Raw genomic sequence first — 13548 nt, 5'->3', positions numbered from 1 at the left:
GTCGCCCCCCTCTGTCCTGCCGGACATCTCCCCCACAAGTGGGGAGATTGGACGTCATTGAGGCTTTCGCCAATCTCCAACGTTGCAGGACTAGTCTAAGCGCCGAAGCTGCCAATCTCCCCACCTGTGGGGGAGATGTCCGGCAGGACAGAGGGGGGCGCGAAGGAACACCGACTGCTAAAGACATTTGCCTCATGAAGTTATCCCGGGCAGCGCCACCGCGCCGGCAGCCTTCACAGCCGCCCCGCCGCGCACCATGGCGATCGCCTTTTCGATGTCTGGGTGGAAATGCCGGTCATTGTCGAGATGCGGCACCTCGGCGCGGACCAGCTTGCGCACCGCCTCCAGGGCACCGCTCGATGCCAGCGGCGCATGGAAATCGCAGCCTTGCGCGGCTGCCAGCAATTCGATGCCGATAACGGCCGTCGCGTTCTCGACCATGCCGATCAGCCGGCGCGCGCCATGCGCCGCCATCGAAACATGGTCTTCCTGGTTGGCCGAGGTCGGGATGGAATCGACGCTGGCAGGATAGGCTTTCTGCTTGTTTTCCGAGACAAGAGCCGCCGCCGTCACCTGCGGGATCATGAAGCCGGAGTTCAGGCCGGGCTTCGGCGTCAGGAAGGCCGGCATGCCGGACAGCGCGGGATCGACCAGCATGGCAATGCGGCGCTCCGACAGCGAACCGATCTCGCAGACGGCGAGCGCGATCATGTCGGCGGCGAAGGCCACCGGCTCGGCATGAAAATTGCCGCCCGAAAGTGCCGTGTCATCCTCGGCGAAGATCAGCGGATTGTCGGTGACGCCATTGGCCTCGGTGCCGAGCGTATCCGCCGCCTGGCGCAGCACAGTGAGTGCCGCGCCCATGACCTGCGGCTGGCAGCGCAAGCAATAGGGGTCCTGCACGCGCTCGTCGCCAACCCGGTGCGATTCACGGATGGCGCTGCCGGCCATCAGATTGCGCAGCGCGTCCGCCGTCTCGATCTGGCCGCGATGCTTTCTCAAGGCATGAATGCGCGGATCGAAGGGCGCGTCCGAGCCCTTTGCCGCGTCGGTCGACAAGGCGCCGGCGACCAGCGCCGACTGATAAAGCACTTCGGCTTCGAACAGAGCAGCCAACGCATAGGCCGTCGAAAACTGCGTGCCATTGAGCAGTGCCAGGCCTTCCTTGGCGCCGAGCGTCACCGGTTCCAACCCATGCGAGACAAAGGCGACCTTGGCCGGCACGCGTCCGTGCGGGGTAAAACATTCGCCGACGCCGATCATCACCGCCGTCATGTGCGACAGCGGCGCGAGGTCGCCTGAGGCGCCGACCGAGCCTTGCGCCGGCACCACCGGGATGACGTCGTTGGCCAGCATTGCTTCGAGCAACTCGATGGTCCGCGGCTGCACGCCGGAGGCGCCCTGCGCCAGGCTGGCAAGCTTCAGCGCCATCATCAGCCGGCAAACGGCGACAGGCATCGGCTCGCCGACGCCGGCGGCGTGCGACAGCACGATGTTGCGCTGCAAGGTCTCGAGGTCCCCGGCGGGGATGCGGACGCTGGCCAGTTTGCCGAAGCCGGTGTTGATGCCATAGACCGGCTCGCCCTTGGCAACGATCCTTGCGACGGCCTCGGCGCTCGCCTTGATTTTTGGCCGGCAGGCATCGTCAAGCTTGGGCACGGCGCCACGGTAAATGGCGCGCCACTCGGCCAGTGTCGCATTGCCGGGCTTCAGGGTCAGTTCGGTCATTGTCCTCTCCAGATGCGGGCATGCAGCGGGTTGAAGCCCATGCGGTAGACGAGTTCGGCGGGGCGCTCGATGTCCCAGATCGCCAGGTCGGCGGATTTGCCGGCTTCGAGCGTGCCCGTTTGCCCCAGCAGGCCAAGCGCGCGGGCGGCCTCGCGGGTGACGCCGGCCAGGCATTCATCGACAGTCAGGCCGAACAAGGTCGCCGCCATGTTCATGGTCAGAAGCAGCGAGGTCAGCGGCGAGGTGCCGGGATTGTTGTCGGTGGCGACAGCCATCTTGACGCCGTGCTGGCGAAACAGGCCGATCGGCGGCTTCTTGGTTTCGCGGATGAAATAGTAGGCGCCGGGCAGGATCGTCGCCACGGTCCCCGCCTTCGCCATCGCCATGGCGCCCGCCTCATCGGTGTATTCGAGATGATCGGCTGACAGCGCACCATAACGGGCGGCGAGTTCGGCGCCATGCAGGTTGGACAGCTGGTCGGCATGGAGCTTGACCGGCAGGCCCGCCGCCTTGGCCGCGTCGAAGACGCGCGCCATCTGCTCCGGCGAAAAGGCGATGCCTTCGCAAAAACCGTCGACGGCATCGGCCAGCCCCTCGGCGGCAACCGCCGGGAGAATTTCCTTTGCGACCAGATCGATAAAGGCGTCCTTGTCACCCTTGGCTTCCGGCGGCAGCGCGTGGGCGCCGAGAAAAGTGGTGCGGATCGTCACCGGCCGCTGTTCGCCCAGCTGGCGGGCGGCACGCAGCGATTTTTTCTCGTTTTCGAGGTCGAGCCCGTAGCCCGACTTTACTTCCACGGTGGTGGCACCCTCGGCGATCAGCGCATCGAGGCGCGGCAGCGATTGCGCGACCAGATCGTCTTCGCTGGCGGCACGCAAGGATTTGACCGAAGAGACAATGCCGCCGCCGGCCCTGGCGACTTCTTCATAGGTGGCACCGGCCAGCCGCATCTCGAACTCGTTGGCGCGATTGCCGGCATGAATAAGATGAGTATGGCAATCGATCAGGCCGGGCGTGATCCAGCGTCCCTCGCAATCGATCGTCTCGGCGCCTTGGGCAAGCGTTGCGGGCATCCCCGATTCGGGGCCGGCATAAACAATGCGGCCGTCACGCGCTGCGACCGCGCCATGTTCGACGACGCCAAGTCCGGCAGAATTTTCGGCCATGGTCGCCAGGCGCGCATTGCGCCACAGACGAAGTGCCCGGCTTTTGCTCTCTGCAGCCATGATCTTTTCCGTTTCAATCGGTGGCGATTATGTATATACATATTGAAACGCACTGCAAGTGCCATCATCGCATGAGAGACAGAGAACCGGAGAGAAAAGTGACTGATATCTTCGCGGAACAGGCGCTCCTTCCCAATGGCTGGCACAACAATGTGCGGATCACTTTCACCAACGGGCGCATCAGGGCCGTCGAACCTGGAAGCGCCGCATTGGCCGGCGACGAACGCCACGCGATTCTGCTGCCCGGCATGCCCAATCTGCACAGCCATGCCTTCCAGCGCGGGATGGCCGGATTGGCCGAGCTTCGCGGCCCTTCCGCCGACAGTTTCTGGAGCTGGCGCGAGGTGATGTACCGCTTCGCACTGTCGATGACGCCGGATCAGGTCGAGGCGGTTGCAGCCCAGCTCTATGTCGAGATGCTGGAGGCTGGCTTTTCACGCGTCGGCGAATTTCACTATCTGCACCACGACCGCGATGGAAACCCCTATGCCAACCTTGCCGAGATGGCCGAGCGCATCGCGGCGGCGGCCAGCGAAACGGGCATCGGCCTGACGCTGCTGCCGGTGTTTTATGCGCACTCGTCTTTCGGCGGCGCGGCGCCAAACGAGGGCCAGCGGCGATTCGTCAACGATGTGGGCAGGTTCTCCAGGCTTGTTGAGAAATGCCGCGAATCGGTTCGCGCGTTGAATCAGGCGGTCGTCGGCGTCGCTCCGCACAGTTTGCGCGCCGCAACCCCTGAGGAACTGGCTCAAGTCGCCACCATGGCGCCGGATGGGCCGATCCACATCCACATCGCCGAGCAGGTGAAAGAGGTCGAGGATTGCCTGGCCTGGTCCGGCGCACGGCCGGTCGAATTTCTGCTTGGTCATGCAAAAGTCGACCAACGCTGGTGTCTCATCCACGCCACGCACATGACCGATGCCGAAACGGTCGGCATGGCCAAGAGCGGCGCGATCGCCGGCCTCTGCCCGATCACCGAGGCCAATCTCGGCGACGGCACTTTTGCAGCGCCGCTGTTCGCGGAACATGGCGGCCGCTTTGGCGTCGGCTCCGATTCCAACGTGCTGATCGGTCTGCCCGACGAGTTGCGCCAGCTCGAATATTCGCAGCGCCTCGCGCATCGCGCCCGCAATGTGCTGGCGGTCGCCGGCGGTTCGACCGGGCGCGCGCTGTTCGATGCCGCGCTCGACGGCGGCAGCGTCGCCCTTGGTGCCGGGGCCTCGCAAATCGCCGCCGGCGCAGCCGCCGATCTGGTCTCGCTCGACGCCAGCAATCCCTCGCTGGCCGGCAAGACCGGCGACGCGATCCTCGATGCCTGGATCTTCGCCAATGGCAGCAAGGTCGACTGCGTCTGGGTGCATGGCCAGAAGCAGGTCAGAGGCGGCAGGCATGCCAGGCGCGAGGCCATCACCGAGCGTTTTCGCGGCGTGATGACGGCGCTTTCGGCATGAGCATGATCGAGACATCGGATGCGGAAGGTACCGAGACCATCTCGCTGCACCAGCGCATCCTGTCCGACATCAGCGAAAAGATCCTGTCCGGGGCCTGGGCGCCCGGCCATCGCATCCCGTTCGAGCACGAACTAAGCGCTCAATACAATTGCTCGCGCATGACGGTGAACAAGGCGCTGTCGCAGCTTGCCAAGGCGGGGTTGATCGAGCGCCGCCGCCGCTCCGGCAGCTTTGTGCGCCGGCCGCAGTCACAAGCGGCGGTGCTGGAAATCCACGATATCCGCATCGAGGTCGAGGCGCTCGGCCTGTCTTATCGCTACGAGCGGGTAGCGCGACACAAAAGGCGCAGCAGCGCAGAGGATCGCGCCTTGCTGGAGCTCGGTGGGGCCGGACCGGTGCTGGCACTGGAATGCCGGCATTTCGCCGGCAAGCGGCCGTTCGCGCATGAGCAGCGGCTGATCAACCTGACCGCCGTGCCCGAAGCGGCCGACGAGGAATTTCTCAGCTCGGCACCGGGGCCATGGCTGATCGGCCGCGTGCCGTGGAGCGAAGCCGAACACCGTATTCGTGCGGTTGGCGCCGACACGCAGATCGCGGCGGCACTCGACATCGAGCCTGGAGCGCCTTGCCTGGTGGTCGGGCGGCGGACCTGGAGCGCCGAGCACCCCGTCACTCATGTCCGCTTCACCTATGCGGCGGAGAGCCACACGCTGGTGGCAAGGTTCAGGCCGTCGCAGGGGTAGGCTCTCTTAACCCTGCCCCTTGTGGGGAGGGTCGGCGAGCCGGCATTGCGAAGCAATGATGGCTTGACGGGGTGGGGGTGCGGGTCGGCGCCGGCCCCCACCCCGCTGCTTCGCAGCGACCCTCCCCACAAGGGGGAGGGTAAAGACTTAAACCGCCGACGTAATAATAATCTCGACCAGATATTCCGGTCCGGCGAGCTTTGCTTCGCCGGTGGCGCGGGCCGGTGTGTTGCCTTGCGGCACCCACTTGTCCCACTCGGAATTCATCTCGGAGAAGGTGCTCATGTCGGCGAGCCAGATGATCGCCTGCAGGATCTTGGTCTTGTCGGTGCCGGCCTTGGCGAGCAGTTCATCGACGGCCGCCAGGATGTCCCGGGTCTGCGACGCAACGTTGCCGCCCGGCTGGCCAACCTGGCCGGCCAGATAGACGGTGTTGCCGTGAATGACGATCTGGCTCATACGCGGGCCAACATCGATGCGACGAATGCTCATTGCTTGGTTCCTTCCTGTGTCGGTTGCGCCTCTTTAGAGTTGCCGCCGGCTTCGGGCAAGGTCGCCCGGTCGAATCCCCTTGGGCCAATGGCGCGTGGCATCCGCACACGGCAAGTTGACCCTGCAAGCGCAATTGCGCGCGACTGACTTGTTGACTAATGTAATAACATCACATATCCAATCGGCCGCTGCCAGCAGCCGCATTTCGACGCCCCATGGATCGCAGAATGACAAAGACCTGCCTGACATTCCGCGACCTGACGCTTGGCTACGGCAGCCATCCGGCCATCCATCATCTTGACGGCACGATCCGCAAGGGGTCTCTGACGGCCGTGGTCGGCGCCAACGGTTCCGGCAAATCGACGCTGATGAAAGGCATTGTCGGCGTCTTGAAGCCGATGGCCGGCGAAGTCATCCGCGCGCCTGGCGTGCGCGCCGCCTATCTGCCGCAACAATCGGAGCTCGACCGCTCCTTTCCGGCGCGGGTGGTCGACCTGGTATCGCTCGGCCTGTGGCCACGACGCGGGCTGCTTGGCCGCCATACCAAGGAAGATCGCGATTCCGTCAGCCAGGCGCTGATGGCGGTCGGCCTCGGCGGCTTCGAGAAGCGCCCGATCGACACGCTGTCGGGCGGCCAGCTGCAGCGCACGCTGTTTGCCCGTGTGCTCTTGCAGGACGCCGACCTCATCCTGCTCGACGAACCATTTAACGCCGTCGACGCCAAGACGGTCGGCGACCTGATCGCCTTGATCAAGCGCTGGCATGGCGAGGAGCGCACCATCCTCGTGGTGGTCCATGATCTGGATCTGGTGCGACAGAATTTCCCCGAAACGCTGCTGCTGGCCCGCCAGCCGATTGCCTGGGGCGAGACCAGGGAAACGCTGAAGCCGGAAAACCTGTTGCGCGCCCGCCGTTTCCACGAGGCTTGGGAAGAGAATGCGCCGTGGTGCGAGCCAGACGAGCACGCCCATGGTCATGTCCAAGGACACGACCATGCCCCTGGGCACGACCATGCGCACGGGCATGACCATCATCACGGCGCCGGACCGAGGGCTGCGTGATGGACACACTTTATAGTCTTTTCATCGCGCCCTTCGCCGATTTCGGCTTCATGCAGCGAGCGCTGATCGGTTCGCTGATGCTGTCGCTCGGCGCCTGCCCCATCGGCGTGTTCCTGATGCTGCGGCGCATGAGCCTGTCCGGCGACGCCATGGCGCATGCCATCCTGCCGGGTGCGGCCGCCGGTTTCCTGTTCTATGGGTTGGAGATTCTGCCAATGACGATCGGCGGCCTGATCGCCGGCATCATCGTGGCGCTCGGCGCCGGCGCCGTGTCGCGCTTCACCATCCAGCGCGAGGACGCCTCGATGGCGGCCTTCTATCTGATATCGCTCGCGATCGGCGTGCTGATGGTGTCGATCCGCGGTTCCAGCGTCGACCTCATGCATGTGCTGTTCGGCACCGTGCTGGCGCTCAACAACGAAGCGCTGACGCTGATCGGCGGCATTGTCGCGGTGACTTTGGTCAGCCTCGCCATCTTCTGGCGGGCGCTGGTCGCCGAATGCCTTGATCCGCTGTTCCTGCGCTCGGTCAGCCGGCTCGGCAGCCCCGTGCATTTCATCTTTCTCGGGCTTGTCGTGCTCAACCTCGTCGGCGGCTTCCAGGCGCTCGGCACGCTTCTATCGGTCGGGCTGATGATGCTGCCGGCCGCGGCCGCCCGGTTCTGGACGGTGCGCGTTGAGCCGATGTGCGTGCTTGCGGTGCTGATCGGCTTTGCCTCCTGCATCGCCGGGCTGCTCCTGTCCTATCACGCGTCGCTGCCGTCCGGCCCGGCCATCATCCTGTCCGCCGGCATCGTCTACTTCGCCTCGATCCTGTTTGGCACGCGCGGCATTCTTCGCGCGCGCATCATCCACCACCGTCACAGAACGGCCTGATCCCCCGCCCCTAGAAGGAGACCCGTCCATGCTGAAATCGATCCGCGCCGCCCTGGCGATGAGCGTTATAACATTAACCGCCTTTGGCGCATCGTCGGCCTTCGCCGCACCGCTGAAAGTGGTTGCCAGCTTCACCGTCATTGCCGATTTCGCGAAAAATGTCGGCGGCGACCGCATCGATATCACCACCATTGTCGGGCCCGATGGCGACGCGCATGTCTACGAGCCGAGCCCGGCCGATGCGGTGGCCATGGCCAAGGCCGACATCGTGCTGGTCAACGGCCTGCATTTCGAAGGTTTTCTGCAACGGCTGGTCGATGCCAGCGCCACCAAGGCCTCGATCGTCACCTTGACCAAGGGCGTGACGCCGATCGATTTCAAGCCTGAATTCGCCGACGCCGACGCGGCCGAAGGTGCCGGCACCGGCGGCGGCAAGACAGTCACCGATCCACACGCCTTCCAGTCGATCGCCAATGCCAGGATCTACGTGAAGAACATCGCCGACGCCTTCTGCGCCGCCGACTCCGATGGCTGTGTCAGCTACCAGACCAATGCCACCGCCTACACCAAGAAGCTCGACGCGGTCGAAGGTGAAGTGAAAGCGGCGATCGCCTCGATCCCGGAAAACAAGCGCGTCGTCATCACCTCGCATGATGCCTTCGGCTATTTCGAGCACGCATACGGCCTGACCTTCCTTGCCCCGCAAGGCATCTCGACCGACTCCGAACCGTCCGCCGCCGATGTCGCCAAGCTGGTCGACCAGGTGAAGCAGGACAAGGCGGCCGCGATCTTCGTCGAGAACATCACCAACCCGCGCCTGATCGAGCAGATCGCCAGCGAAACCGGCATCAAGGTGGGCGGCACGCTATACTCGGATGCGCTGTCGCAGCCCGACGGCCCGGCCTCGACCTATATCGACATGATGCACAACAACATCCGCCAGATCAAAGGCGCCATTCTCGGCAGCTGATTGATCGACACCATTCATCTGGCCGGGCTGAGATAGCCCGGCTGGATTTTGCGCCGGAAATGTCTATCTGCACTAAACCAGGTCAACGCAGATCGACCACAGCTCGAAAACCGGCATCGTCATGACAGATTTCACGCCTTTCCAGTCGCTGCTCGGCGGCGCTCTCATCGGCCTGTCGGCGGTGCTGCTGATGGCTTTTCATGGCCGCATTGCCGGGATGACCGGCATCTTGACCGGCGTGATCCCACCGCTTTCGCCTGACTGGCAATGGCGGTCCGCTTTCCTCGCCGGCGCGATCGTGGCGCCGCTGCTGTTCATGGCCGTCGATGGCCAGATCGCTTTCAGCGTGCCGGTGCCGACGCTGGCCCTCGTCGCCGGTGGCTTCCTGGTTGGCCTCGGCGTGCATTTCGGCGCCGGCTGCCCCAGCGGCCACGGCATCTGCGGCATTGCACGCCTGTCGCAGCGCTCGATCGTTGCCGTCGCGACCTTCATGGTCACTGCCTTCATCACCGTCTTCATCATTCGTCATGTGATCGGAGGCTGATGCCATGAACAAGCTCGTCTCGGCCTTCCTGATCGGCGGGGTTTTCGGCCTCGGCATCGCTGTTTCCGGCATGATCAATCCGGCCAAAGTGCTGAACTTCTTCGATATCGCCGGCAGCTGGGATCCGAGCCTGATCTTCGTCATGGGCGGCGGCCTGGCTGTCGCCTTCTCCGGCTACCGCCTGGTGTTCGGCTGGCGCAAGGCGCCGGTGTTCGAGACCGCCTTCGCGCCGCCCACCAGGCGCACCATCGACGGACAACTGGTCGGCGGCGCCGCCATCTTCGGCATCGGCTGGGGCATTGCCGGCTTTTGCCCGGGCGGCGCCATTCCGGCCCTCGGCCTTGGCTATTCGGCGACGCCGATCTTCGTCGCGGCGGTGATCGCCGGCATTGTCGTGGCGCGTTTCGCCAGAGCGCGGCTTCTTCGCCCGGCATCAGCTTAGCAAATCACGGTTGCCGATCCCATCAGGGAGTGGCAAGACTCCCACCAAACCAGATTGCGAGGATAGCGCCATGGAATACCGTGAGATCAGCGAGGACTATTCGGTCTCGGGCCAGATCCAGCCCGAAGACGTTGCCGCCATCAAGGACGCCGGCTTCAAGAGCGTCATCTGCAATCGGCCCGATGACGAGCAGCCCGGCCAGCCCTCGGCCGACAACGTCAAGGCAGCGGTCGAAGCCGCGGGCCTCGCCTTCCGCTACATCCCCGTCATCAGCGGCCAGATCACGGCCGAGAATGTCGAGGACCAGGCCGAAGCGCTCGACGAACTCGACGGCCCGGTCTTCGCCTATTGCCGCTCCGGTGCGCGCTGCACCAATCTGTATGGGCTGATCCAGCAGTCGAAGGGATAAACAGCCTCCCTATTCCGCACTGTGGCGATCCTTCACGCCCCCCTCTGTCCTGCCGGACATCTCCCCCTCAAGTGGGGAGATTGGCAGCTTTGACCTCGCCACCATTCTGCAGCGTTGAAAGTCGGCGAAAGCCAATGCGACATCCGATCTCCCCCCTTGAGGGGGAGATGTCCGGCAGGACAGAGGGGGGCGCTGTCCCGCCAACGTATCAGTGGAATCCGCTCAGACTAAATCGGCAGTGCCCCTGTCTCCTTCAGCGTCTCGAGCACGATCGCGGTCTTCACATGCTGCACGGATTCATGCGGCAGGAGCACGCCGTTGACGAACTCGGACAGTGACTTCAAGTCGGGCGTCACGACTTTCAGGATATAGTCCATCTCGCCGGTCAGCGCGTGGGCCTCCTGTACTTCAGGTAGTCGCGCCACCAGTTCGCCGAAGCGGCGTGCGTTGTCGCGGTTGTGGGTGGCCAATGTCACCGAAATGACGTTGACCAGCGAGAAGCCGAGTTTGTCGCGGTCGAGCAGGGCGTGGTAGCCCTTGATATAGCCGTCCTCCTCGAGCCGCTGGCGGCGGCGCGAGCATTGCGATGCCGATAGGTTCACCCGCTCCGAGAGATCGTTGTTGGTCAGGCCCGCATCGCCCTGCAAGAGCGCCATTATCTTGCGGTCAAACTGATCAATGCGCGTCTCATCCATGGTTCTGTCCATCATCATGCACGTTTCACGCATGAGATGATCATTTCAAGCGTTTGAATGCAAGCACCATGCACCGGCTCCGCGCTATGATGGCATCAGATGGCCTTTTCAGGCCAAGCCAAATCCGGAGGAATATCATGGGTCCCTTCCACGCACGACGCCCCGCCCGCCACGATCAGCAAGGACAACCCCGCCGGCACCGATGGGTTCGAGTTCGTCGAGTTCGCGCATGCCGAGCCCGAAAAGCTTGCCGAACTGTTCACCCGCATGGGCTATGTCGCGGTGGCCAGGCATCGCACCAAGGACATCACCGTCTGGCGCCAGGGCGACATCAACTATGTCGTCAATGCCGAGCCGGGCTCGCACGCGATGAGGTTCGCCGACAAGCACGGCCCTTGCGCGGCCTCGATGGCCTGGCGGGTGGTCGATGCCAAGCATGCTTTCGACCACGCCGTTGCCAAGGGCGCCACGCCCTACGAAGGCAACGACAAGGCGCTCGACGTGCCGGCAATCGTCGGCATCGGCGGTTCGCTGCTCTATTTCATCGAGACCTATGGCAAGAAGGGCTCGGCATACGACGCCGAATTCGAGTGGCTCGGTGCGCGCGACCCGCGGCCGCAAGGCGTCGGCTTCTATTTCCTCGACCACCTCACCCACAATGTCTATCGCGGCCAGATGGACAAATGGTGGGATTTCTACCGCAATCTGTTCGGCTTCAAGCAGATCCATTTCTTCGACATCGACGGCAAGATCACCGGGCTGGTCAGCCGCGCCATCACCTCGCCCTGCGGCAAGATCCGCATCCCGCTCAACGAATCCAAGGACGAGACCAGTCAGATCGCCGAATATCTGAAGAAGTACAATGGCGAAGGCATCCAGCACATCGCGGTGGGCACCGACGAGATCTACGCCGCCACCGACCGACTGGCCGAAAACGGGCTGAAGTTCATGCCCGGGCCGCCGGAAACCTATTACGACATGTCCTATGCCAGGGTGAACGGCCATAACGAGCCGATCGAGCGGATGAAGAAGCACGGCATCCTCATCGACGGCGAAGGCGTGGTCGACGGCGGCATGACCAAGATCCTGCTGCAGATCTTTTCCAAAACCGTGATCGGGCCGATCTTCTTCGAGTTCATCCAGCGCAAGGGCGACGAGGGCTTTGGCGAAGGCAATTTCCGCGCCCTGTTCGAATCCATCGAGCAGGACCAGATCAAGCGCGGCGTGATCAAGGTTGATGGTAAGGCGGCCTGAAACTTCAAGCTCGTTTGCGGCTCGATCGGCTTTGGTTTAAATTCCGATCACAAGAGGTCGAGCCGTGAACGTCTCCATAACCGAAGCCAGAGCTAGACTGTCGGAACTCGTAAGGCGCGCGAAGGCAGGTGAAGAGATCGTGATCACCCGACGCGGCAAACCGGTAGCGCGCCTCCTCCCGCCTCCGGTGAAGGTCGACCTTCTGCCTCGCATCGGCACCACTTCAGCGGTTGATAGGCCGATTGTTTAAGATGGGAATTGGCAACTAAAGCCCCAGCCTCTCGACCTCCGCCTTCCTCAGCTTGATGTCATAGTCGAGCAGGAACTCTTCATCACGTCATTCCACTGACCGGACCAGAGACAGACCCGCCCACAGAACCACAAACCCGGCGAGAACGATCAGCAGCAGCCGGTTCATGCGCCGCCGCATGCCCTGCGTTTCCGCGTCCCGCGCGACCTCCCTATTGGTAACTGTGTGGAACATCATCACCTTGCGCGCAAAGCCGCTGCGGTTGGTCAGGTCCGGCGAGCGCGCCTCGATGCGATAGCTCAGCCGGATCGCCAGGATGAAGACCGCCAGCATGGCAAGCGCCCAGGCACCCGCCAGAAGATAGAACCCCGTCATCCCCTCACCTCTCGTATTTCTCGACCTTCTGCTCGATGGCGCCGAAGATCGAACGTCCGGTCGTGTCCTTCATCTCGATGCGCACCGTGTCGCCGAAGCGCAGGAATGGCGTTTTGGGCGCGCCTGATACAATGGTCTCGATCATGCGCAGTTCGGCGATGCAGGAATAGCCTGCGCCGCCGGCTGAGACAGGCTTGCCCGGCCCGCCGTCGAGCTTGTTGGATACGGTGCCGGAACCGATGATCGTGCCAGCGGCCAGTGGCCTTGTCCTGGCGGCATGGACGATCAGCGCCGGAAAATCGAAGGTCATGTCGATGCCGGCATTGGCGCGGCCGAACGGCTTGCCGTTGAGATCGGCGAGCAGCGGCAGGCTGACCTTGCCGCCATCCCAGGCGTCCCCCAATTCGTCCGGCGTCACCGCGACAGGCGAAAAGGCCGAGGACGGTTTCGATTGGAAGAAGCCGAAACCCTTGGCTAGTTCCGGCCCGGTGAGCGCACGCAGCGTCACGTCGTTGACCAGCATCAGTAGCCGGATCGCGGCACGGGCCTCATCGAGGCTGGCGCCCATCGGCACGTTGTCGACGACAACCGTGACTTCCCCCTCCATGTCGATGCCGAAGGCCTCGTCAGCCATGCGGATCGGATCGCGCGGCGGAAGGAACGAGTCCGAACCGCCCTGGTAGATCAGCGGGTCGGTCCGGAAGCTCGCCGGCATCTCGGCGCCGCGCGCTTTCCGCACCAGCTCGACATGGTTCACATAGGCCGAGCCATCGGCCCATTGATAGGCGCGCGGCAGCGGCGAATGGGCGTCATGTTCGTGAAAGCGCTCCGACGGCATCGCATTGTTCTCCAGCGATTCCGCTATTGTCGCGAGATGCGGGGCGATGCGCCGCCAGTCGTCGAGCGCTGCCTGCAACGTGCGCGCCAGGAACGAGGCGTCGGTGAAGCGTGTCAGGTCGCGCGAGACGACGACGAGTTTTCCGTCGCGCGTCCCGTCCTTCAATGTGGCAAGCTTCATGCGGTTTCCTCTCCT

At 63.7% G+C, this 13548-nt stretch carries 16 protein-coding genes; 10 read left to right on the top strand and 6 right to left on the bottom strand.

What is annotated here, in order from left to right:
- Positions 1 to 192 precede the first annotated feature (192 nt).
- Positions 193 to 1728, bottom strand: coding sequence for a histidine ammonia-lyase (gene hutH / locus BPNPMPFG_RS01420; protein ID WP_258592907.1), 1536 nt, complete (start codon positions 1726 to 1728; stop codon positions 193 to 195).
- Positions 1725 to 2954 carry an imidazolonepropionase gene (hutI, locus tag BPNPMPFG_RS01415; protein ID WP_258592906.1) on the bottom strand — a complete coding sequence of 410 codons (1230 nt, stop codon included), beginning with the start codon at positions 2952 to 2954 and terminating at the stop codon, positions 1725 to 1727. The genes hutH and hutI overlap by 4 nt, the downstream gene beginning before the upstream one ends.
- A 98-nt stretch (positions 2955 to 3052) precedes the next feature.
- Here hutI and BPNPMPFG_RS01410 point away from each other — a divergent pair, with 98 nt between their 5' ends.
- Both BPNPMPFG_RS01410 and hutC read left to right on the top strand, forming a co-directional pair.
- A complete protein-coding gene (locus BPNPMPFG_RS01410; RefSeq protein WP_258592905.1) occupies positions 3053 to 4405 on the top strand; it encodes a formimidoylglutamate deiminase in 1353 nt (450 codons plus the stop codon).
- On the top strand, positions 4402 to 5148 hold the full coding sequence (gene hutC / locus BPNPMPFG_RS01405; protein WP_258592904.1) for a histidine utilization transcriptional repressor HutC: 747 nt from the start codon (positions 4402 to 4404) through the stop codon (positions 5146 to 5148). Before BPNPMPFG_RS01410 ends, hutC begins: the two co-directional genes overlap by 4 nt.
- 147 nt (positions 5149 to 5295) lie before the next feature.
- Here hutC and BPNPMPFG_RS01400 read toward each other — a convergent pair whose 3' ends face one another.
- Positions 5296 to 5640: a RidA family protein gene (locus BPNPMPFG_RS01400; protein WP_258592903.1), complete on the bottom strand. Its 345-nt coding sequence runs from the start codon at positions 5638 to 5640 to the stop codon at positions 5296 to 5298.
- A gap of 227 nt (positions 5641 to 5867) precedes the next feature.
- Here BPNPMPFG_RS01400 and aztA point away from each other — a divergent pair, with 227 nt between their 5' ends.
- The 6 genes from aztA (at position 5868) to BPNPMPFG_RS01370 (ending at position 9941) form a co-directional block, all read left to right on the top strand.
- A complete protein-coding gene (gene aztA / locus BPNPMPFG_RS01395) occupies positions 5868 to 6701 on the top strand; it encodes a zinc ABC transporter ATP-binding protein AztA (protein ID WP_258592902.1) in 834 nt (277 codons plus the stop codon).
- A complete protein-coding gene (gene aztB / locus BPNPMPFG_RS01390; RefSeq protein WP_258592901.1) occupies positions 6701 to 7576 on the top strand; it encodes a zinc ABC transporter permease AztB in 876 nt (291 codons plus the stop codon). Before aztA ends, aztB begins: the two co-directional genes overlap by 1 nt.
- 28 nt (positions 7577 to 7604) lie before the next feature.
- A complete protein-coding gene (gene aztC, locus BPNPMPFG_RS01385) occupies positions 7605 to 8546 on the top strand; it encodes a zinc ABC transporter substrate-binding protein AztC (protein ID WP_258592900.1) in 942 nt (313 codons plus the stop codon).
- 121 nt (positions 8547 to 8667) lie between these two features.
- Complete coding sequence (locus BPNPMPFG_RS01380) at positions 8668 to 9090, top strand: YeeE/YedE family protein (RefSeq protein ID WP_258592899.1); 423 nt, start codon at positions 8668 to 8670, stop codon at positions 9088 to 9090.
- 4 nt (positions 9091 to 9094) lie between these two features.
- Positions 9095 to 9532, top strand: coding sequence for a DUF6691 family protein (locus BPNPMPFG_RS01375; protein ID WP_258592898.1), 438 nt, complete (start codon positions 9095 to 9097; stop codon positions 9530 to 9532).
- A 70-nt stretch (positions 9533 to 9602) separates the two neighbouring features.
- The gene (locus BPNPMPFG_RS01370; RefSeq protein ID WP_258592897.1) at positions 9603 to 9941 is read left to right on the top strand and encodes a protein tyrosine phosphatase family protein; all 339 of its coding nucleotides are present in this window, start codon (positions 9603 to 9605) and stop codon (positions 9939 to 9941) included.
- A gap of 227 nt (positions 9942 to 10168) precedes the next feature.
- Here the strand turns inward: BPNPMPFG_RS01370 and BPNPMPFG_RS01365 are convergent, their stop codons facing one another.
- Positions 10169 to 10636 (bottom strand): Lrp/AsnC family transcriptional regulator, encoded by a 468-nt coding sequence (locus tag BPNPMPFG_RS01365; protein WP_258592896.1) that lies wholly within the window; start codon positions 10634 to 10636, stop codon positions 10169 to 10171.
- Positions 10637 to 10735: 99 nt separating this feature from the next.
- On the opposite strand from BPNPMPFG_RS01365, the gene hppD reads away from it, so the two are divergent.
- Positions 10736 to 11890, top strand: a complete 1155-nt coding sequence (hppD, locus tag BPNPMPFG_RS01360) for a 4-hydroxyphenylpyruvate dioxygenase (RefSeq protein ID WP_258592895.1) — start codon at positions 10736 to 10738, stop codon at positions 11888 to 11890.
- Between the two features lie 64 nt (positions 11891 to 11954).
- Positions 11955 to 12140 carry a type II toxin-antitoxin system Phd/YefM family antitoxin gene (locus BPNPMPFG_RS01355; protein WP_258592894.1) on the top strand — a complete coding sequence of 62 codons (186 nt, stop codon included), beginning with the start codon at positions 11955 to 11957 and terminating at the stop codon, positions 12138 to 12140.
- Positions 12141 to 12227: 87 nt separating this feature from the next.
- Here BPNPMPFG_RS01355 and BPNPMPFG_RS01350 read toward each other — a convergent pair whose 3' ends face one another.
- The gene (locus BPNPMPFG_RS01350) at positions 12228 to 12515 is read right to left on the bottom strand and encodes a hypothetical protein (protein ID WP_258592893.1); all 288 of its coding nucleotides are present in this window, start codon (positions 12513 to 12515) and stop codon (positions 12228 to 12230) included.
- A 4-nt stretch (positions 12516 to 12519) separates the two neighbouring features.
- Entirely contained in the window at positions 12520 to 13533 is a 1014-nt protein-coding gene (locus tag BPNPMPFG_RS01345) for a fumarylacetoacetate hydrolase family protein (RefSeq protein ID WP_258592892.1), read from the bottom strand.
- Between the last annotated feature and the right edge of the window lie 15 nt (positions 13534 to 13548).

This window comes from Mesorhizobium sp. AR07 (genome assembly GCF_024746815.1).
Lineage (GTDB): Bacteria > Pseudomonadota > Alphaproteobacteria > Rhizobiales > Rhizobiaceae > Mesorhizobium.
Note: the sequence above shows the minus strand (reverse complement) of the source record. Positions and strands in the feature narration are given on the sequence as shown.